Raw genomic sequence first — 20,277 nt, forward strand, 5'->3', positions numbered from 1 at the left:
TGCATCGATTTACAAGTAATTGAGATGATGTTTTAATCATTTTATTGGAGTTTATTATGGCAGTTCAGCAAAACAAAAAGTCACCTTCAAAGCGTGGTATGCACCGTTCGCATGATTTTTTGACAAATCCACCATTAGCAGTTGAGCCAACTACTGGCGAAACACACTTGCGTCACCATATTAGTCCTAATGGCTACTACCGTGGCCGTAAAGTATTGCCATCAAAAGGCGAGTAATTTACTCGGCGAACAATATCAGTATCTGTTAGTTAGATTGAATTGTTTGGTAGTACAGGAAACATAACGCCGCTCCATTTGTTTGGAGCGGCGTTATGTTTTAATGGTTGGCTATATTTCTTGTTGTTAAATTGGCAACATATTCCAATTAAAAATCTTATTATTCAAGTTGAGTAAAAGTAATGGACATTACAATTGCAATTGACGCAATGGGCGGCGATCACGGCCCCCACGTCACAGTGCCAGCAGCATTAAAAGCATTGGATTCAGATCCTCAGCTAAATATTGTACTGGTCGGATTGGCTGATGCCATTGAAGTTGAGCTCAAAGCACATAAGGCAGCAGTTAACCCTCGTTTGCGTATTCATCATGCAGCTGAAGTTGTTACCATGGATGAGTCGCCACAAAGTGCCCTAAAAAATAAGAAAGACTCGTCTATGCGAGTTGCCATTAACTTGGTGAAAAGTGGCGAAGCTAACGCATGCGTAAGTGCAGGCAATACAGGCGCACTGATGGCAACTGCTCGTTTTGTATTAAAAACCTTGCCAGGAATTGATCGCCCAGCAATTGCCTCTGCCTTACCAAGCGAAAAAGGCAATACTTATATGCTTGACCTAGGTGCAAATGCCGACTGTACCGCAGAACATCTATATCAGTTCGCCATCATGGGTGCTATGTTGGTAAGTTGTGTGGAGCACAAAGAGCGTCCAACTGTCGGTTTGCTCAATATTGGCTCAGAGGATATCAAAGGTAACGAAGTTGCTAAGCAGGCAGGTGAGCTACTTAAAGCGAGTCATTTAAACTTTTACGGCAATGTTGAAGGTGATGACATCTTTAAAGGTACAACAGATTTAGTGGTTTGTGATGGCTTTGTTGGTAATGTATCGTTAAAAACCACGGAAGGCTTGGCCCATATGATGGGTAAGTTCTTAACTCAGGAATTCAAAAAAAGCTGGCTGACTAAACTGATGGCACTTTGTGCGATGCCAGTACTTAAAGCTTTCAAAAAGCGACTAGATCCGCGTCGATATAACGGTGCGAGCTTCTTGGGTTTGCGTGGAATTGTTGTAAAAAGCCATGGTGGTGCAGATCACGTCGCTTTTATTTCGGCAATTCATGTGGCAATAGAAGAAGCTCGTAGTGGGGTGTTGCGCCGCATTACAGAGCAGCTGGAAATCGAACATTTACAACCAAGTATGGCTGTAAAAAATTCTCAGGATATGCAATGATATTTTCTCGTATAGCAGGTACCGGTAGTTATTTGCCGAGTAAAGTACTCACCAATGCTGATTTAGAGCGTATGGTAGATACTACAGATGAATGGATTTTTACGCGCACTGGCATTCGCGAACGTCACATCGCTGCAGAGGGCGAGTTTACAAGTGATTTGGCGTTTGAAGCAGCTAAGAACGCGATTGCAAGCGCAGGTGTTAGTGCAAATGATATTGATTTAATTATTGTTGCGACAACTACACCAGATAAGATATTTCCTAGCGTAGCCACGATGGTGCAAAAAAAGTTGGATATAGCAGGATGTCCTGCATTTGACATGCAAGCTGTTTGCAGTGGTTTTGTGTATGCACTTGCAACAGCAGATAATTTTATTAAAGTTGGTGGTGTTAAATGTGCCCTAGTGATAGGCGCTGAATCATTTTCACGCATTACAGATTATACCGACCGAGGTAATTGTATTCTTTGGGGTGATGGCGCTGGTGCCGTGATTTTGCAGGCATCAACTGAGCAAGGTGTTATTTCTACCCATCTGCATGCAGATGGTCGCTACGAAAACATGCTCCATGTGCCACGTAATGCTGATAAGCCTGATACTGTTGTCATGGAAGGCAACTCTGTGTTTAAAATGGCGGTTAACACTTTAGACCAAATTGTTGATGAAACCCTTGCGGCAAATCAAATGCAGAAGTCAGATATTGATTGGCTCGTGCCACATCAGGCTAACATTCGCATTTTACAAGCAACAGCCAAAAAGCTAGATATGAGCATGGATAAAGTGGTAGTGACTGTAGATATACACGGTAATACTTCTGCTGCGTCCATTCCTTTGGCGCTGGATACAGCTGTCAGGGACGGGCGCATTAAGCGTGGCGACGTCATATTAATGGAAGCTTTTGGTGGTGGCTTCACTTGGGGTTCTGCATTAATTAAATATTAATATTCAATCGATTATATAAATAATATAAAGTAATTTATGAAAAAAACAGCATTCTTTTTTCCAGGTCAAGGCTCCCAATCAGTAGGCATGATGAGCGGCTTTGGTGACAATAAAATCATCCGCGACACATTTCAAGAAGCATCCGATATTTTAGGTGTGAATTTTTGGGTAATGGCCACGGAAGCTAATGAGCTGATTAACGAAACCAGCAATACCCAGCCTATCATGCTGACAGCAGGTGTTGCTGCTTGGCGTGCATGGCAATCTGTATCAGACCAAATGCCAGCAGTGGTGGCTGGTCATAGCTTGGGTGAATATACGGCCTTGGTGGCTGCTGGTGCCTTATCATTTAAAGATGCATTGCCATTGGTTAAATATCGTGCAGAAGTCATGCAGAATGCGGTGCCAGCTGGCGTGGGTGCGATGGCAGCAATTTTAGGGCTTGATGATGATGCTGTGCGCATGGTCTGTAGTGAGGCTGCGCAAGGTGAGGTATTAGAAGCAGTTAATTTAAATTCACCAGGGCAAGTAGTGATTGCTGGTAATAAAGCGGCTGTAGAGCGTGGTATGGAAGCTGCAAAAGCTAAGGGTGCTAAGCGTGCACTGGCTTTGCCAGTCAGCGTGCCTTCTCATTGCGCATTAATGCGCCCAGCGGCACTTAAGTTGGCAGATTACTTAATTAACGTCGCCGTTAACAAGCCGTTGATACCAATAGTACACAACGCAGATGTGATGGCTTATGATGATGGTGATAAAATAAAAGACGCATTAGTGCGTCAGTTACACAGCCCAGTGCGTTGGGTTGAGACAGTGCAGTATATTGCGACACAAGGAGTTACTCAATCCGCCGAGTGCGGGCCAGGTAAAGTGTTGGCAGGCTTAACTAAGCGTATCGTTGCAGAGTTGCCATGCATCGCAATGACAAGTAATGAAGCTTTACTTGAACTTAAAAACACACTTTAATTTTATACAGTAATTTTATACAGAGGTACTTATGTTAACAGGTCAAATTGCATTAATTACAGGTGCAAGCCGTGGCATTGGCGCTGCAATTGCTTTAGAGTTGGGTAAGCAAGGTGCTACAGTGATTGGTACTGCAACTTCTGACAAAGGCGCAGCTGCTATTACGGAGGCTTTTTCCGAAGCTGGTATTAAAGGTGAAGGCATGTCATTAAACGTTAATGACGCTGAACAGGTTGAAGTGACGCTAAAATTGATTAGCGAAAAGTTTGGCGATGTAAGTGTCCTGGTCAATAATGCAGGTATTACACGCGATACTTTACTCATGCGTATGAAAGATGATGATTGGGATGCTGTCATTAGCACCAATCTGACCTCAGTGTTTCGCATGAGCCAAGCAGTTTTACGTCCAATGATGAAGGCGCGTACAGGGCGTATTATTAGCATTTCATCAGTAGTTGGCCATATGGGTAACGCAGGACAGACTAACTATGCTGCTGCTAAAGCAGGTATGACTGGCTTTACAAAATCATTGGCAGCAGAGGTTGGAAGTCGTGGAATTACTGTAAACTGTGTGGCGCCAGGTTTTATTGAAACCGACATGACAGCAGAGCTGTCTGAGGATATCACTAATAAAATGCTTGCTCGCATTCCTGTAGGGCGTTTAGGGTCTGTAAAAGAAATCGCAGCAACGGTTGCATTCTTAGCTTCACCAAATGCTGCTTATATTACGGGCGAAACAATCCATGTAAATGGTGGAATGTTAATGGTTTAATGGCCTTTTTGTATAAAGATGCCGTTAGATTTGCTACTATTGATTAAGTTTTTTGTATTATCGTTGAGTTTTGGTAGAATGCTGCCTTAGCTGAACTATTTTTTATATTTAAGCTATTTTTTATATTAAGGGGTATTTAGATGTCTGACATCGAACAACGTGTTAAAAAAATTGTTGCTGAACAACTAGGTGCAAATGAAGCTGATGTTAAAAATGCATCATCATTTGTAGATGATTTAGGTGCTGATTCACTAGACACAGTGGAGTTGGTAATGGCGCTAGAAGAAGAATTTGACTGCGAAATTCCTGATGAAGAAGCAGAAAAAATCACTACAGTTCAATTAGCGATTGATTACATCAATACTAACCTCAAATAAATTCACAATTAGGCAGTTGGCTCATTCAGAGCTTACTGCCTTTTGCCTTTTTGTTTCCTAGACCTCGTCTTAAAGCGCTTTTTTAGAGCGGCTTTAACATCCAATGGATAAGTGACATCACTAGACGCAGGGAATAGAAACCGAGATAGTCCTTGTTGCACAGTGTAGCCGTGACTAGTTCACGGACTATGTAATACACATAGTAAAGAATTCTTAGAGGTATCCTGTATGTCTAAACGTAGAGTTGTAGTAACTGGTCTTGGTGTTGTTTCACCTGTTGGAATTGGTGTTAAAACTGCTTGGGATAATTTGGTTGCTGGTAAATCTGGTATTACGCAAATTACTAAATTTGACGCAAGTGCATTTTCATCGACCATCGCAGGGGAGGTGAAAAACTTCAATCCTGAAGATTTCATCACTGCAAAAGACGCGAGACGCATGGACACTTTTATTCAATACGGCCTAGCTGCCGCTATTGAAGCAGTCAAAGACTCAGGCATTGTCGCCACAGAAGAAAATGCTGAACGTATCGGTGTTTCAATCGGCTCAGGCATTGGTGGTATGCAACTTATTGAAGATACTGATATCCTTTATAAAGAGTCTGGTCCACGTAAAATATCACCATTCTTCATTCCAGGTACTATCATCAATATGATCTCAGGTAATCTGAGTATCATGTTTGGTTTTAAAGGCCCTAATGTTTCTATCGTAACAGCATGCACAACTGGAACTCACTCAATTGGTGACGCTTCACGCATGATTGAGTACGGCGATGCTGATGTGATGATTGCTGGGGGTGCAGAAGCTGCGATTACACGTTTAAGCGTAGGTGGTTTTGCCGCTTCACGTGCACTTTCAACACGTAATGATGACCCTGCAACAGCTAGTCGCCCTTGGGACAAAGATCGTGATGGTTTTGTCATCGGTGAAGGCGCTGGCGTGATGGTGCTAGAAGAGTATGAGCATGCAAAAAAACGTGGCGCGAAGATTTATGCCGAACTGAGTGGTTACGGCATGAGTGCTGATGCTTACCACATGACTGCGCCAAACATGGATGGCCCGCGCCGATCTATGCGCAATGCAATGCAGAACGCTGGTATTAATCCAGATGCAGTGCAATATGTAAACGCGCACGGCACATCAACACCGCTTGGTGATGCCAATGAAACAAATGCAATTAAAGCTGCATTTGGTGATCATGCTTACAAGTTTGTAGTGAACTCGACTAAATCAATGACAGGTCATTTGCTTGGAGGCGCTGGTGGATTGGAATCAGTATTTACTGTGCTGGCAATTCACAATCAATTGTCTCCACCTACTATTAATATCTTTAACCAAGATCCAGAGTGTGATTTAGATTACTGTGCGAATACTGCGCGTGATATGAAAATTGAGTACGCACTGAAAAATAACTTTGGTTTTGGTGGTACTAATGGCAGTTTAGTATTTAAAAAAATCTAAGTAGTAATAATTGCTATTATATAAGCCCGCATTGATAGTCATTGCGGGTTTTTTATTAGCTGTTTTAATAGTGTATTTGTGGTCTGTATGGTTTAATTACGTCTTATGATTCATCATCACACATCTTTAGTAAATGGCAGTTTTGATCAAGAAATTTCAGCCTTAGACCGTGGATTTAGTTACGGGGATGGTGTTTTTCGGACGATGAAAATTAGAGATGGTCAACCTGTTAGCTGGCCTTTTCATTATCAGAAGTTGGTGGCAGATTGTGCTGTGATTGGGATAGTTTGTCCGAGTGCTGAGTTGTTAATGTTGGATATTCAGCAACTTTTTCCTATTGATGAGTTTGACAATGCTGAAGTTTCTGTCGCTAAAATTATTATCACCAGAGGCGAGGGTGAGCGAGGCTATGCACCGCCTGCAGTCACAATTCCTACGCGTGTAATAATTAAATCAGCCATGCCTACCTATGCTGAAACCTATTATGTGCAGGGGATTCGCTTACACTTGTGTGAAACACGGTTAGCCTTACAGCCTAAACTTGCTGGTATCAAACATCTTAATCGCTTGGAAAATATACTGGCGCGTATGGAGTGGCGTGAAGAGTCTATCTTTGATGGACTTATGCTTGATACGAACGCTAATGTTATTGAATGTACGATGAGTAATATTTTTGTCCGTGTAGGTGGCCACTTATACACGCCAGATTTAAGCCAGTGTGGTGTTGCTGGCATTACTAGGCAAAGAATACTTGGTTTAGAAAGCTTACTCGGCTTGACTTGTAGTCAAGCAACATTAACATTACCAGAACTGCTAAGTGCAGATGAAGTGTTGATTTGTAATAGTCTGTATGGCGCATTTCAGGTTACTGCAGTAGGTAATCAAACATGGGAGCAACAGAATTTGGCTTCTAAAATAAGAAACATACTCACTCATGGTTAAGCGCGTTAAAGGTTGGCTTTTTATCAGTCTAATCATCACTGCATTGCTAGCAGGATGGCTAGTGTACTACGCGATTACACCTCTAAAACTCCAGCCTAGTAGCCAAGAGGTTGTGATTGCTCCTAATAGTGGGCTTCGAAGTATTGCGAACCAATTAGTGGCGCAAGGCGTATTGCGTGAACCATGGCGATTTGTTTTAATCGCCAAGCTTTTAAATAAAGAACAATATTTACAAGCGGGAAGTTACACCTTAAATAAAAATATTTCACCTTATCAACTGTTGCTTTCGCTAAATTATGGCAAGACAACCCAAGGTAGTGTCACCTTTATTGAAGGGCGTACCTTTGCACAGATGCGTGAAAAACTTGCAAAGAATGACGCAGTTAAGCAAACCATTCACAGTTTATCTGACCGTGAAATTATGCAGCTACTTGGCTCGCCTTATAGCGTGCCAGAGGGTTTGTTTTTCCCAGATACTTTTTACTTTAATCGTGACACAACAGATATTGCGTTGTTGAAAGTCAGTTACGATGCCATGCAGACTAAACTGTATAAAGCATGGCAAAACAGAGAAGAAAACTTACCTTATAAAAATAGCTACGAGGCATTAATTATGGCTTCAATTGTAGAAAAAGAGACAGGCAAGGCAAGTGAACGTCCAATTATAGCGGGTGTTTTCATTAACAGAATGCGCATTGGCATGCGATTGCAGACTGATCCAACGGTTATTTATGGAATGGGTTTACAATTTAACGGTAATATACGAAAAAAAGATCTATTAACAGATACGCCCTATAACACTTATACAAGAGGTGGCTTACCACCGACGCCCATCGCGATGCCTGGTATCGCTGCCATTGAAGCCGCTTTGCACCCTGCTAAAACCCAAGCACTTTATTTTGTGGGTAAGGGTGATGGTAGTCATGTGTTTTCTAACAATCTAAATGATCATAACCGAGCAGTCGTGCGTTATCAGTTGAAAAAGTAAAAATATGGAAGCCAAGTTTATTACGCTAGAAGGGATGGATGGTGCAGGTAAAAGCACGCATATCTCCAGCATTATTGAGTTACTGAGTGCTCGTGGTGTAGAGGTTGTTTCAACGCGTGAGCCGGGTGGCACTGAGTTAGGTGAGCGCCTGAGGGAGTTATTGTTGCATGAGGCTATGCACCCGGAGACTGAAACTTTATTAATGTTTGCAGCTAGGCGTGAGCATATTGCACAGGTGATTAGGCCTGCATTAGCACGCGGAGCTTACGTACTGTCTGATCGTTTCACAGATGCGACTTATGCTTACCAATGTGGCGCTAAAGGCGTAGAAGCTTCAAAAATAGAACATCTGGAACACTGGGCGCAAGATGGTTTACAACCAGACATGACTTTGCTGTTTGATGTGCCTGTTGAAGTCAGCATGCAACGGTTGTCCGCTGCGCGTACGCCAGATAAATTTGAAAGAGAATCTGCTGATTTCTTTACGCGTATACGCAATGCTTATTTACAGCGTGCACAACAAAACTCTGCCAGATTTAAAATCATTGATGGTAATCGACCGTTAGAAGAGGTTTCCCAATCTGTGACGCAAGCGATAGCCTCTTTATGACAGATACTCACATCTACCCATGGCAAACCCAACTATGGGAGCGTTTAGCGCATGATAGTCAACGCTTGCCCCACGCCCTTTTGCTGCATGGCAGGGCAGGTATTGGTAAGTACGATTTCGCACGTAGTTTTAGTCAGGCGTTATTGTGTTTGAATAAAATGTCCAATGGAGGCGCATGTAAAACTTGTGCTAGCTGTCACTGGTTTAATGATGAGAGCCACCCTGATTTTCGTTTGTTGAGCCCTGAACAAGAAGCTGAATCTGATGATGCTGTGCCGAGTAAAAAGACCAAAAAGAAAACACAGATTTCTGTTGCACAGATTCGTGATTTAAGTGACTTTTTGAGCTTATCAAGCCATCAAAGTAGTGGTCTCCGTATTGTTTTAATTCATCCAGCTGAAACATTGAATATAGCATCTGCAAATGCATTACTCAAAATGCTAGAAGAGCCGGCTCAAGGTGTAATTTTTATCTTGGTTGCACATCAATTACAGCGATTACTCCCAACGATTATCAGTCGATGTCAAAAAATAAACATGCCTGTACCCAATGAGTCTCAAGCGCTGTCGTGGCTAGAGGAGCAGGGGGTTAAAAATGCAAAGCAGCAATTAGCTTATTTAGAAGGCTCCCCGATTAAAGTATGTTCTGAACAAATACAGTTTGATCAATTATCTGATATTTGGAAGCATCTGGCACTTGGTCCCAAATTAGAGCCTTATGTCCTTGCACCGTTGTTAATCGCAAACTCAGCTGAGGCTGGTGTGATCACCATTCAGAAATGGATATATGATATGGTTGCCGTTAAGTTGGGGCAACAAGCACGTTATCACTTGCAACACATAGGCGCTTTGCAAGCGCTGGCTGACAGAGTAAACTTAAGTAGATTGTTCGATATGCATAAAAAAATGAATGAGTTAAGAAAATTAGCCTCACATCCATTGAATCATGAATTGCAGATGGAAAGCCTTTTACTTGATTACACTAAGATTTTTTAAATATGGATTTTTAGAGCTAGATTTTTTAATTCCGATTTTTCGTTAACTTGATAAACAAATCATTTTAAGTAGAGTTTCTCAATAGAGTTTAATTATGGCTGAAGATATACAAGACGAAATTAAAAGTGCAAATACGACTACACCCAAACCTGGGGTTTTGTCATTAGCTATCAAGGAAAAAGCCGCACTTTATGCAGCTTACATGCCATTTTTAGTGGGTGGTGGGTTATTTATTCCAACCACTAAGGCATTTCAAATGGGCGAAGAAGTGTTTATGCTGCTTAGCTTGATTGAAGACCCAGTAAAATTAAAAGTGGTTGGTAATGTTGTTTGGATTACGCCCAACACACAAGGTAATAAACCACAGGGTATTGGCGTGCAGTTTAATGAAAAAAGTGGTGGCTTAGAAGCTCGCACTAAAATAGAGGGACTTTTAGGTAACGCGCTTAAATCATTACGTGCTACTCATACGATTTAGTTGAAAACCATGCTTGTTGATTCTCATTGCCATCTTAATTTTCCAGAGCTACTAGCTAACCTCCCTGCCATTAAACAGGCTATGCAGGATAATCAGGTAGGACATGCCTTATGCATTTCGGTTACTTTGCCTGATTTTCCTCAAGTTTTGGCATTAGCGGAGGAAAATGAAAATTTTTATGCTTCTGTGGGTGTTCATCCCGATTATGAAGACATTCAAGAGCCTACCATCGATGAGTTAATCAAACTGGCTAATCATCCTAAGGTGATTGCCATTGGTGAAACGGGATTAGATTACTTTAGACTCACGGGTGACCTAGAGTGGCAGCGTACACGTTTCCGTACGCATATACGCGCTGCGATTGCCACTGGCAAGCCGTTGGTGATTCATACACGAAACTCACCTGAAGATACCTTACGTATTATGCGGGAAGAAAACGCGCAACAAGTGGGTGGTGTGATGCATTGTTTTACCGAAAGTTTGGACGTTGCATTAGAGGCGATTGCGTTAGGATTTTATATTTCATTCTCTGGCATCATCACCTTCAAAAATGCACATACCATCAAAGAAGTGGCTAAGCATGTGCCATTAAATCGAATTCTGGTGGAAACTGACTCACCTTATTTAGCGCCAACGCCTTATCGTGGAAAGACAAACCAGCCGAGCTATGTCAAGCATGTCGCTGAGGAGGTTGCTAATCTACGAGGTATTTCTTTTGATGTGCTTGCTGCGGCTACGACGGAGAATTTCTTCCGCTTGTTTAAGCATGCTAAGCATTAATTTGTCTAATCTCTACGCATAGTAAAATTGTAGGCGCAGGTATCACAGATAAAGGTTGTCAATGCAATTAACAATGTTAGGGGTAGGTTCAAGTGCTGGTACGCCAATGATTGGCTGCCAATGCATCACTTGCGTCTCTAAAGATAAACGTAACCATAGAACGCGTTGCTCAAGTGCTATCACGCTGGATAATGGCAACGTGATTCTTATCGACACAGGGCCAGATTTGCGTTATCAAGCTTTGAGAGAAGGTTTGATGAATGTGAATGCCGTGCTTTACACGCATACACACGCTGATCATTTACATGGTATTGATGATTTGCGCGCTTATTGTCAAAAACAGCGCTGTCAAATTCCGTTGTATGGCAGTCCAGATGCGATGCGACATATCGCAGATAAATTTGGCTATACGTTGCGTGAAGCTGGTGACTTTTGGGATTTACCCATTCTGAAAGTAAATCCAGTTGTTGCATCATTCACATTATTTGACCAAGTCATCATACCGATTCCAATCAAGCACGGGCACAGCGATATATACGGCTATCGAATTGGTAATTTAGTTTATTTGACAGATGTATCTGCAATACCAGATACATCGATGGCACTTTTGAAAGATGTTGATGTTTTGTTATTAGATTGTTTACGCGTTACCCCACACTATAGCCACATCAATGTGGAACAAAGCCTTGCTTTTGCTAGTCAGATAGGGGCTAAAGTAACTTATTTGATTCATATGACACATGATTTGGAATACACTACACTCAGTGCGCAACTGCCAGATAATGTGTTTGTTGGCTACGATGGATTAAAAATTACGATTTAATAGTAAACCAATTACTCAGTGAGACGTTTGTTAATGCACCGATAAATGAGATAATAAAGTGTTAATTATGGAGATAGATATGCAATTTAGTATTAAGAAATTATTGTTAACCATCGCGATGGCCTCTTTTTTAGCCGCCTCAATGTCAGTGACACATGCTGCGCCTCCTAAAACATATACTGAGAATGAGTTTTTAGATACATTTAGCGGAAAAACTAAAAAGGTAGTGACTGATAAATTAGGTGCGCCTTTTAAAAAGGAAATGTCAGTTAAGCCATCTGGCGCTAATACAGTAATGCTCAAGGCTGGTGCAGATGAAAGTAAATCTAAGCCAGTTAAAGTTGAGATGTGGTATTACAAAAACATTGTGAAATATGATCCAAAACGCACTTACAAAGAAACTGAAATTACATTTGTAAATGACAAGGCAATGAACATAGCATTCTTTAATAATCGTTAATTCCGGGATAGCCGATAAGAAGCATAGCTTTGTAGATAGCTAAGTTATGCTTCTTTAATGGTCAATCCATTTAAAACCTTATTCTATTCTCACCATCCAACCATTAGTATTGATTAACGCCGCTGCTTTAAATCTTCTTTAGTTTAATAATAAATCTTAGTTTAAAACTACACAGCTTAGTTTAATAAGACACTTAATTTGCGTATTTTGCGATATTATTGATGAGTGCATAGTTTTTTCATGCTTTCATATTGTGATTATCGTTATTGATATCATTTGCTAACCTAGTATGGAGGTGAAGCCAAATATGAACAATCAGCTATCAATTAAAGGCATTTTATTTGATCTAGATGGTGTGCTTTATACTGGTGACAGCCCCATAGAGGGTGCAGTCGATACAATCACAGCAATACGCGCTAGTGGTATACCATGCCGTTTTGTTACTAACGCCAGCACATTATCATTAGCTACACTACTCAAAAAAATCAATGCCTTAGGGTTTGATATCCCTGCAAATGAGCTCATCAGTGCACCTCAGGCTACCTTGCTTTATTTAAGGAAGCAAAATCACCCTGTATGCCGTTTATTATTAGCCGAAGATGTTAAACAAGACTTTAATGAGTTACCGCAATCAGAGGCTAACCCTGACTACATAGTGATTGGCGATATTGGTAATGCTTGGACCTATGCGTTGCTGAATGATGTTTTTAATGCGCTGATGAATGGCGCTAAGTTAATCACCATTCATAAAAACAAGTTTTGGCAAACAGACCAAGGGCTAAAAATGGACATTGGTGGTTTTGTCACGGCGCTGGAGTATGCAAGCGGAGTTAATGCTATGGTTATCGGTAAGCCATCTTCTGACTTTTTTCGAATTGCCCTTGATGATATGGGTCTTATGCCTTGTGATGTGATGATGGTAGGTGATGATATCGATGTGGATGTTAGCGGTGGGCAACAAGTTGGCCTAAAAGGGGTTTTAGTGAAAACGGGGAAATACCGCCAGAGTTATGCTGATGCATCGACCATTAAGCCAGATTTCACCATAGATTCAATTGCAAACTTATTGGGCGTAATAGGGTTCTAAGATTGAGTATTTAAAGATTTTTCTATGTATGTGTCATCAACAATTCAACCATTCAGTGTGGAGTTTAATATGAACAACGATACTTTCAATATGAGCATTCGCCAGTTTTTGAAAATGGTGGGTATTAATTCCCAGAGAGAAATCGAGCAGGCTGTGGCACAAGCATGCGCCAAGCTTGAACTAGATGGTAACGAGAAGTTACCGGTAAAAATGACCCTTACAATAGGTGCACTGAACCTTAATGTTAGTTTTGATGGTTTCGTTGAACTTGGTTAATATAATCAATATTTTATTTAGTTAAGTTGATCAATAACATTTAAATATTCTCTTAAATATAGTATCAGCTTATGTGGTGATGTGATGATCTACCAGCATATTTATCTTAGACGCCATAAAAAAAGTAATTTTCGTGTAGTCCGTTAATTCTATGGGTCTAAAAGACAAAGCTTTAACTAGTGGAAAACTAGACCATGATGAAATTATCTGCCCATTCCATGGTGCGCGATTTTCATTAATCACGGGGAGGCTTTATCAGCACTAGCTTATGAAAACCTGCCTACACTTCCAGTAAGCGTTAATAACGGCTGGCTAGAATTAGACACAGAAGCTCAGTGGAATACTGCATAAATTTCAAGTAAAAACACTAGGTCTAGTATAAGTATTTAAGAGAAGTACTTGAATTTTAATGAATTAGTGCATAAATGGTTTACAATCAACGCAAGATTTAGATTTAGAGTTAACGATACATAAGCTAGTACCAAATTTTTGGGAGGATAGTTTCATGAGTCTTTTAAATTTATTCTGGTTGTTTTTTGTGCCTACAAAAGGATGGCGCCATCTGGTGCAGCGTAAATACTCTATGCATCGGCTTTATCTGTTGCATGTTGTGCCAATGTCATTAATACCGCCACTCTTCATCTATTGTGCCGCGGGGAGATACGCGGGTGACTTACTTCCTGTTCTCTCAAACTCCAAATTATTACTAGTAGCCTTAATTCTGTTCGTTGTAGAGTTGGCATCTGTTCCCGTGATGGCACTCATCATTCGACAACTAGCTGAGGTTGCAGAGACTCATCCGACCTATCATCAGGCATTCACGCTTGCAGCTGTAGCGCCTACGCCGTTATGGCTAGCGCCCATTGTTTTTCTCATTCCTGATATGACAGTCAATCTAATTGCGCTGACAATGGCGCTAATGGCTACCGTGGGTTTTATCTATTATGGCGCTCCAGCTGTGTTTCATATAAAAGAACGTGGACATGCAATACTTTTGTTCGGGGCTGTGATGACGGCAGGCGTCATTGGCTGGGCGCTTTTGATGATTGTTACCTTGGTAGTGCTGGGTAGTGTGCAAAACTTATAGTAAACACTGTTAAACAGCTATAGTAGGGTAGTTGTCGCTTTATTGAGAAGTGTAAATAGCCAGACTTGTTGGTCGAAAGATGCATTGCCCAATCGAGGTATACACTGAATTTTCCTTGCGGCTCCTTATATGGCTGGTAACAACCTCGCTCAGTGATTTGCTTGATTGGTTCAGCATTAGATTTAGCGGTATATCTGGATGCCTCTCATTTTTATACTCTCCCGTTCAGTTTCGACATTATTGAACGTCAGCTAAAACTGGCGAAGTAAATTGGCCAATATAACCTCCTATAAAACAAACTTGGCTAAGATGCATGCGCCCCAAAAATATCGATTGAAAATCACCCAAAATCTGTTCAATTAACTGGGTTTCATTGCAATGATTTCAGTTAATCATCTCAATCTTTAGCTCTTTCACAGCGCCCAGTCGTCAGCATCGTGTCGTCAGTACATCCTCTTTGCAAGCTGAAACAAAGTCATCTTTATGGACCTTTGAGCAAATAATCCGCTCGACGAACTATGTACGCCAGTGCACGGAATATTCCATTACATTATGGGATACTGATTTCTAAATTTAGGTGCTAGGTGCCGCAACTCATACAAGGAGAAACACATGGATCAGACAATACATTTACCAAAAGCAAAAGGAATTAACTGTTTATCCTTGCGCTTAACACCAGTATCAGCAAGCAAATCTATTGGAACCGTTTTTGTAGCGTTGCTGTTCCTTAGTGGCTGCGCTTCAACGCCGCAGCCACCGACGTCAGATTTGCAAGCGGCTGAGCAAGCAATTGCAAGTGCAGAACGAGCACGTGTCGCTGATTATGCCTCAGTCGAACTAAGTGATGCACGCGACAAACTCTCAGCGGCTCGTAGCGCAGTACAAGAAGAAAAAATGGTCCAAGCCCAGCGCCTCGCCCAACAGGCAAAAGCTGACGCTGAATTAGCTTCAGCCCGAGCAGATGTGGCTAGGGCTCGTGTGGTTAACGAGCAGATGCAAAAAGGTACCGACACACTCAAGCAAGAAATGCAGCGTAAGACAGGAGATCAATAATGAAAACACAAATCTGTAATACAAGAACGCTGATAGCCACCGCAGTTGCCTCTGTGATTTTGGTGGCATGCTCAGCTACGCCAATCCAGCCAGAGGCGGACAATACTGCGCGCAGTAAGTTGACTCAGTTGCAGTCTGACCAGCAGCTTGCAAGGCAGGCACCAGTTGCTATTAAGGAAGCGGAATACGCTGTGCGCGCTGCCGAGGAACCTCAGGGAGACAAAGAGCAGGGGATGCACCTGATGTACATCGCAGAGCGCAAGGTTGATATCGCTCAGGCACTAGCGGAAAGTCGCCTGTTAGTAGAGCAGCGTGCGATATTGAGCCAGCAACGTGAGAGTGCACGTCTCGATTCGCGCACACAAGAAGTTGACATCGCACGTAGCAAGACCGAATCTGCGCGTATGGAAACATTAGCTGCTCAGCAGGAAGCGAATAGTGCTCGCAGCAATGCTGAATCCGCACGTATAGAGACATTAGCTGCGCAGAAGGAAATTGATAGTGCTCGCAGCGGGGAAGAATCTGCACGTCTAAACACATTGGCTGCCCAAAAGGAGTCTGCTGATGCGCAACAAAAGACGGCTGACTTACAACGCCAGATTGAAGAACTTAATGCTAAGACCACCGAACGTGGCCTAGTTGTAACACTAGGGGACGTGCTATTTGACACAGGCAGGGCTGAACTCAAGAGTGGTGCGGCCAATAATCTAGCTAAACTAGCTACATTCCTCAAGCAGTATAAGGACCGCTCCGTGCTTATCGAAGGTCATACTGACAGTGTCGGCAACGAGGATTACAATTTGGCTTTGTCGCAGCGTCGTGCTGATTCGGTAAAGGTCTGGCTGATGAAGCAGGGGGTGAATTCAGACCGCCTCGTTACATCTGGCAAGGGTGAAGTTTCACCAGTCTCTGGTAACGATAGCGCCTCTGGGCGCCAGCTGAACCGCCGCGTTGAAGTTATTATTGAAAATACAAGCGCAACCACAGAGTGAAAATACAGGTTAGCATATTTACCTGCTATTAACGTCTTGCTTGGGCTGAGTTTTTAAGTGATCTGATTCAAGCAAAAGTACGCGCAACAATTCTGCGCGTGACAATGTAATCTTTACTAGCTCAGACCTGATCTGACAGTTACCGAATTTTTAGGTTGTCTGTCAGATCAGTTTTTGGTTTAGATTTTTCCATCTCAATTTAATTTCCCACGGAGAAAAAAGTCTTCAATTGCATACTGTTGGCACAAATCTGTAGTGCAGAGGTTTTAATGTAAATTGTACCTCGTATTTTTGGTAGTTTCGGGACATGTTGCTATTCCAAAAAGCCCCATCAGCTTAACTTGATTCGTTGCGAATCAAGTTAAGCTGACTTGTTACGATGATGAGTGTTATAAACGCAACACTTTTCGTAAGTAATTTTATTTCGTATAATGTATATTATGTAAAATTATAAGCTCACACAAACAATCTCAATAAAATTTAGGCTATGAATCAAATTCAGAGCGCCAAACATGTTCCGCCATAACTTCAGGCGGTGCGACCTTCTCACGGTCAGCTTTGCGCTTGAGATAGGCTTTATAATCCCTATTATCTTTGTAGATTTTGTAAGCTGTAAATACAAAGATAATGAACATAAGAAAGCTAAGTGAGAAATAGAAATACATCCAAAACTTAGTGCAGCCTATCCAGTGTTGAGGCTGTGCCGAGCAATAAAGTGAGTAATCTATTAAGTTGATGATAAAGCTGAAAAAATCATGAGTTATCATTATATTTAGATATTAATTCAGGGAGTTAAAACAGAATATCAGATTTAGATGTGTTCAAGCACTGGTTTTCAGGCATGCTTTTGTATAGGCTCTGCTGGCTGGTCTGTGTCTTGTTTGGCTTTATTCTGTAAATAGTTTTTAAGTTCAATATTTTCTTTATGTATCTTATAGCCAATGAATATGCAAATGATAAGTAGTAGTAAGCTTGAGGATAAATAAAAGATAGCCCAGAATTTTGTGCAGCCATCCAAGTAATGGTGTTGTGATGCACAGTAAAGAGAGTAATCAAATATGTTATTTAGTTGATTTATTAGCGCTGTAAATTTCATTTTTTATAGATTATTGTTATTTTGTTACAGATTATTTACAATTTTTTACAATGTTATATGAAAATCTTTACTGTCGAAAGTATTTAATTGCTATTTTTGACGTAAATATAAAATATAGACATAAGCTTTAAGCTAACGATACTTTATAAAAATTGGTAATACTTAGCCGCTAAGATAAGAAGAGATGCTTGTGAATATTTTGAAAACTTATCAATACAGAAGGATATATTTTTTGCTAATAGTTATTTGAGACGACTGCTAATCAAGTTAAATGGTCATTATGTCCATTCTTGGTACCAAGTTTCAAAATCGCTTACTGGAATTGGCTTGGTCATGTAATAACCCTGACCATAATCACAATTCATATCTTGGAGAAACTTCCAGACTTTAATGTTTTCAATGCCTTCAGCGACAACATGTAAGCCCATGTTATGCGCTAGTTCGATGGTCGAACTGACGATAATCCGATCATTCTGATTATGCTCAATATTCATGACAAATGACTTATCTATTTTAAGCTCACTCACAGGTAACTCTTTTAGATATGATAACGATGAGTAGCCTGTACCAAAATCATCAATCGCTAGCTTAATGCCCATTTCAGATAGATGCAGCAAAGTTTGTTTTGCACGATGCGGATCATCCATGATGCTACTTTCAGTTACTTCTAATGAAATTAGTGATGTATTGGAGCCCGTTGATTTTAATATTTCAGTTACTTTATTTGGAAAGTCTGAATCAATTAAATCTCTTGCAGAAATATTCACTGCAATTGGGATTAATATCCCCTTCTCTATCCATTGAGCACTCACTTTAGAGGCTTCTGCAATCATCCAAAGCGTGATGTCTCTGATTAACCCTGTTTGCTCGGCAAATGGGATGAATTGGTCAGGAAAAACAATCCCTCTAGCTGGGTGTTTCCACCTGATCAGAGCTTCAACTGATGTCACCACCCTACTTTTAAGATCAATTTTAGGTTGAACAAACAACATTAGTTCATTGTTTAATATAGAGTTTTTAAGCTCAGAAACTAAGGTTAAATTAACATTGCTCCCAGCATCAAAACTTGAATCAAATATCACAGGACCAGATTTTTTTACCTTTGAAACCTGCATGGCAATCTCTGCAAAGCTTAAGAGTTGTTCAATTTGATGACTGTGAACTGGGTAACTTGCAATGCCAATCCCTGCGGTGATATCTACATAGTTATCATCCAATTGAATTGGTTTCTCAAAAGCCTGTAGTAGTTTTTGTGCGATATTCAACGCTACATTAGCATCAGTCCCAGGCAACAACACTGCAAACTCATCCCCTGAAATTCTTGCAACAACATCGTTGTCCTTACGAAACACTTGCGAAATACGTATTGATACGGCATGTAACAACTGATTTCCAAAATCATGACCTAGTACGTTGTTAATTTGTTTAAAACGGTCTAGATTCATGACTAAAACTGAGAGTGACTCATTGTTGGCTTCTGATTTATAAATAGCAGTATTAAGCTCTTTCATGAAAGAGGCTCGGTTAGGCAATCCAGTCATCTCATCCAAGTAAGCTAATTTAAGAATGCTTTTTTCCCTATCAGCAATCGCTGTACGCATGCTACTGAAAGCGCTACTTAGCTTTCCTAACTCATCTTTCCTTGAAGTATCAACTTTAAATGAATAATCACCCTCCTCTAACTTTTTTGCTGTATTAGCAAGTTCTACAATTGGCTGTGCAACAATTCTAGAAACATACAGAATGCTGACGATAAAAATGAGCATCCCAACTATACTTAAAATTAAAAGATTAAGTAATAAAACCTGAAATGGCGCAGTAGCTTCATCAATGGAGCGCTGTAAAACAGCATATAGAGAATCGTTGATATTTTTAAAAATAGTGACATAACGAGTACCAAAAGCCATCTCTCCAATAGTAAGTTCAAAATTGCTATTGGTATTTAATGCAGGTTGTGTCGCAGTGTATTTGACGATTTTCTCACTTGAATCAACACTCATTGTCCCAGCTGTAGAGCGCCAAGGGCTTGCTCCTGATTGGCTGATGAAAGTAACTTCTAGGTTACTTAGCTTATGAAGTGTGTTGGCCAAGCTATTGTTGATTTCAAAGCCCATTACAACCCAGCCAATAGTGAGGGGGGCTTTTACTGGGACAGCAACTAGTTGGTAAGGTTGATTGTTAAAAATAGTAAAGTTATTCTTTTGAATATCATTTTTTGCTGCATAAATCACTTCAGCTATTTTTTCACTAACTTCACTTTCTGATAGGTTTTCAGAAATCACCAAGCTGTTTTGGTCGGGAGAGTAGAATATTGCGATGTCGGCGTTGATTCTGGATTGATGATTAACAAGTGCAGATAGTATCGTTTCATGATCATTGCTAGCAATCGCAGCTTTAAAACCGAAATCTGCCGCTAAAATACGTGCACCGACACTTAAGCTATCACCATTGTGTTGCAGTAAATTCAGAAATACACGCTCACCAACTTCCAGTTGCTGATTCACTGAAAGTCGTGCGTTCTTATCAATGCTTAACTTAATAGCAATAGAACTTAAAACTTGAATAACCAATATCAGTGATAGAAAAATAACGGAAATTCTACTTTTTAGGCTTTTAAATTGCATATTGGTA

General features: G+C 40.8%; 22 protein-coding genes. 21 read left to right on the forward strand and 1 reads right to left on the reverse strand.

All coding sequences use genetic code 11. The annotated features are described in order from the left end of the window. The first annotated feature begins 56 nt into the window (after positions 1-56). From rpmF to Q7U33_RS06545, 21 genes are all read left to right on the forward strand, one after another. The gene (gene rpmF, locus Q7U33_RS06450) at positions 57-236 is read left to right on the forward strand and encodes a 50S ribosomal protein L32 (protein WP_304858814.1); all 180 of its coding nucleotides are present in this window, start codon (positions 57-59) and stop codon (positions 234-236) included. A 182-nt stretch (positions 237-418) separates the two neighbouring features. Continuing rightward, entirely contained in the window at positions 419-1,465 is a 1,047-nt protein-coding gene (plsX, locus tag Q7U33_RS06455) for a phosphate acyltransferase PlsX (protein WP_304858816.1), read from the forward strand. Next, complete coding sequence (locus Q7U33_RS06460; protein ID WP_304858818.1) at positions 1,462-2,406, forward strand: beta-ketoacyl-ACP synthase III; 945 nt, start codon at positions 1,462-1,464, stop codon at positions 2,404-2,406. Before plsX ends, Q7U33_RS06460 begins: the two co-directional genes overlap by 4 nt. Before the next feature lie 36 nt (positions 2,407-2,442). Further along, positions 2,443-3,369, forward strand: a complete 927-nt coding sequence (gene fabD, locus Q7U33_RS06465; RefSeq protein WP_304858820.1) for an ACP S-malonyltransferase — start codon at positions 2,443-2,445, stop codon at positions 3,367-3,369. Between the two features lie 31 nt (positions 3,370-3,400). Then, positions 3,401-4,141: a 3-oxoacyl-ACP reductase FabG gene (gene fabG / locus Q7U33_RS06470; RefSeq protein ID WP_304858822.1), complete on the forward strand. Its 741-nt coding sequence runs from the start codon at positions 3,401-3,403 to the stop codon at positions 4,139-4,141. A gap of 140 nt (positions 4,142-4,281) precedes the next feature. Beyond that, the gene (gene acpP / locus Q7U33_RS06475) at positions 4,282-4,518 is read left to right on the forward strand and encodes an acyl carrier protein (RefSeq protein ID WP_015832083.1); all 237 of its coding nucleotides are present in this window, start codon (positions 4,282-4,284) and stop codon (positions 4,516-4,518) included. Between the two features lie 228 nt (positions 4,519-4,746). Then, positions 4,747-5,979, forward strand: coding sequence for a beta-ketoacyl-ACP synthase II (gene fabF / locus Q7U33_RS06480; RefSeq protein ID WP_304858825.1), 1,233 nt, complete (start codon positions 4,747-4,749; stop codon positions 5,977-5,979). Between the two features lie 105 nt (positions 5,980-6,084). Then, the gene (pabC, locus tag Q7U33_RS06485) at positions 6,085-6,921 is read left to right on the forward strand and encodes an aminodeoxychorismate lyase (RefSeq protein ID WP_304858826.1); all 837 of its coding nucleotides are present in this window, start codon (positions 6,085-6,087) and stop codon (positions 6,919-6,921) included. Continuing rightward, complete coding sequence (gene mltG, locus Q7U33_RS06490) at positions 6,914-7,909, forward strand: endolytic transglycosylase MltG (RefSeq protein WP_304858827.1); 996 nt, start codon at positions 6,914-6,916, stop codon at positions 7,907-7,909. Before pabC ends, mltG begins: the two co-directional genes overlap by 8 nt. A 4-nt stretch (positions 7,910-7,913) precedes the next feature. Continuing rightward, positions 7,914-8,519, forward strand: coding sequence for a dTMP kinase (gene tmk / locus Q7U33_RS06495; protein WP_304858828.1), 606 nt, complete (start codon positions 7,914-7,916; stop codon positions 8,517-8,519). Then, entirely contained in the window at positions 8,516-9,514 is a 999-nt protein-coding gene (gene holB / locus Q7U33_RS06500) for a DNA polymerase III subunit delta' (RefSeq protein WP_304858829.1), read from the forward strand. The genes tmk and holB overlap by 4 nt, the downstream gene beginning before the upstream one ends. Before the next feature lie 94 nt (positions 9,515-9,608). Further along, complete coding sequence (locus Q7U33_RS06505; RefSeq protein WP_304858830.1) at positions 9,609-9,992, forward strand: PilZ domain-containing protein; 384 nt, start codon at positions 9,609-9,611, stop codon at positions 9,990-9,992. 9 nt (positions 9,993-10,001) lie between these two features. After that, positions 10,002-10,772 (forward strand): TatD family hydrolase, encoded by a 771-nt coding sequence (locus Q7U33_RS06510; protein WP_304858831.1) that lies wholly within the window; start codon positions 10,002-10,004, stop codon positions 10,770-10,772. 61 nt (positions 10,773-10,833) lie between these two features. Further along, positions 10,834-11,595, forward strand: coding sequence for an MBL fold metallo-hydrolase (locus tag Q7U33_RS06515; protein ID WP_304858833.1), 762 nt, complete (start codon positions 10,834-10,836; stop codon positions 11,593-11,595). 79 nt (positions 11,596-11,674) lie between these two features. Continuing rightward, on the forward strand, positions 11,675-12,055 hold the full coding sequence (locus tag Q7U33_RS06520) for a hypothetical protein (protein ID WP_304858834.1): 381 nt from the start codon (positions 11,675-11,677) through the stop codon (positions 12,053-12,055). A gap of 307 nt (positions 12,056-12,362) precedes the next feature. After that, positions 12,363-13,142: a TIGR01458 family HAD-type hydrolase gene (locus Q7U33_RS06525; protein ID WP_304858835.1), complete on the forward strand. Its 780-nt coding sequence runs from the start codon at positions 12,363-12,365 to the stop codon at positions 13,140-13,142. A gap of 69 nt (positions 13,143-13,211) precedes the next feature. Beyond that, on the forward strand, positions 13,212-13,418 hold the full coding sequence (locus Q7U33_RS06530) for a DUF6494 family protein (RefSeq protein WP_304858836.1): 207 nt from the start codon (positions 13,212-13,214) through the stop codon (positions 13,416-13,418). A gap of 151 nt (positions 13,419-13,569) precedes the next feature. Continuing rightward, positions 13,570-13,683, forward strand: a complete 114-nt coding sequence (locus tag Q7U33_RS12070) for a Rieske (2Fe-2S) protein (RefSeq protein WP_370651992.1) — start codon at positions 13,570-13,572, stop codon at positions 13,681-13,683. 240 nt (positions 13,684-13,923) lie between these two features. After that, positions 13,924-14,505 carry a Yip1 family protein gene (locus tag Q7U33_RS06535; RefSeq protein WP_304858837.1) on the forward strand — a complete coding sequence of 194 codons (582 nt, stop codon included), beginning with the start codon at positions 13,924-13,926 and terminating at the stop codon, positions 14,503-14,505. 612 nt (positions 14,506-15,117) lie between these two features. Beyond that, positions 15,118-15,558 (forward strand): DUF4398 domain-containing protein, encoded by a 441-nt coding sequence (locus Q7U33_RS06540; protein ID WP_304858838.1) that lies wholly within the window; start codon positions 15,118-15,120, stop codon positions 15,556-15,558. After that, complete coding sequence (locus tag Q7U33_RS06545; RefSeq protein ID WP_304858839.1) at positions 15,558-16,550, forward strand: OmpA family protein; 993 nt, start codon at positions 15,558-15,560, stop codon at positions 16,548-16,550. Before Q7U33_RS06540 ends, Q7U33_RS06545 begins: the two co-directional genes overlap by 1 nt. 1,374 nt (positions 16,551-17,924) lie before the next feature. Here the strand turns inward: Q7U33_RS06545 and Q7U33_RS06550 are convergent. Beyond that, entirely contained in the window at positions 17,925-20,270 is a 2,346-nt protein-coding gene (locus Q7U33_RS06550) for an EAL domain-containing protein (RefSeq protein WP_304858840.1), read from the reverse strand. Between the last annotated feature and the right edge of the window lie 7 nt (positions 20,271-20,277).

Origin of the sequence: Methylotenera sp., assembly GCF_030653755.1 — a bacterium.
Lineage (GTDB): Bacteria > Pseudomonadota > Gammaproteobacteria > Burkholderiales > Methylophilaceae > Methylotenera.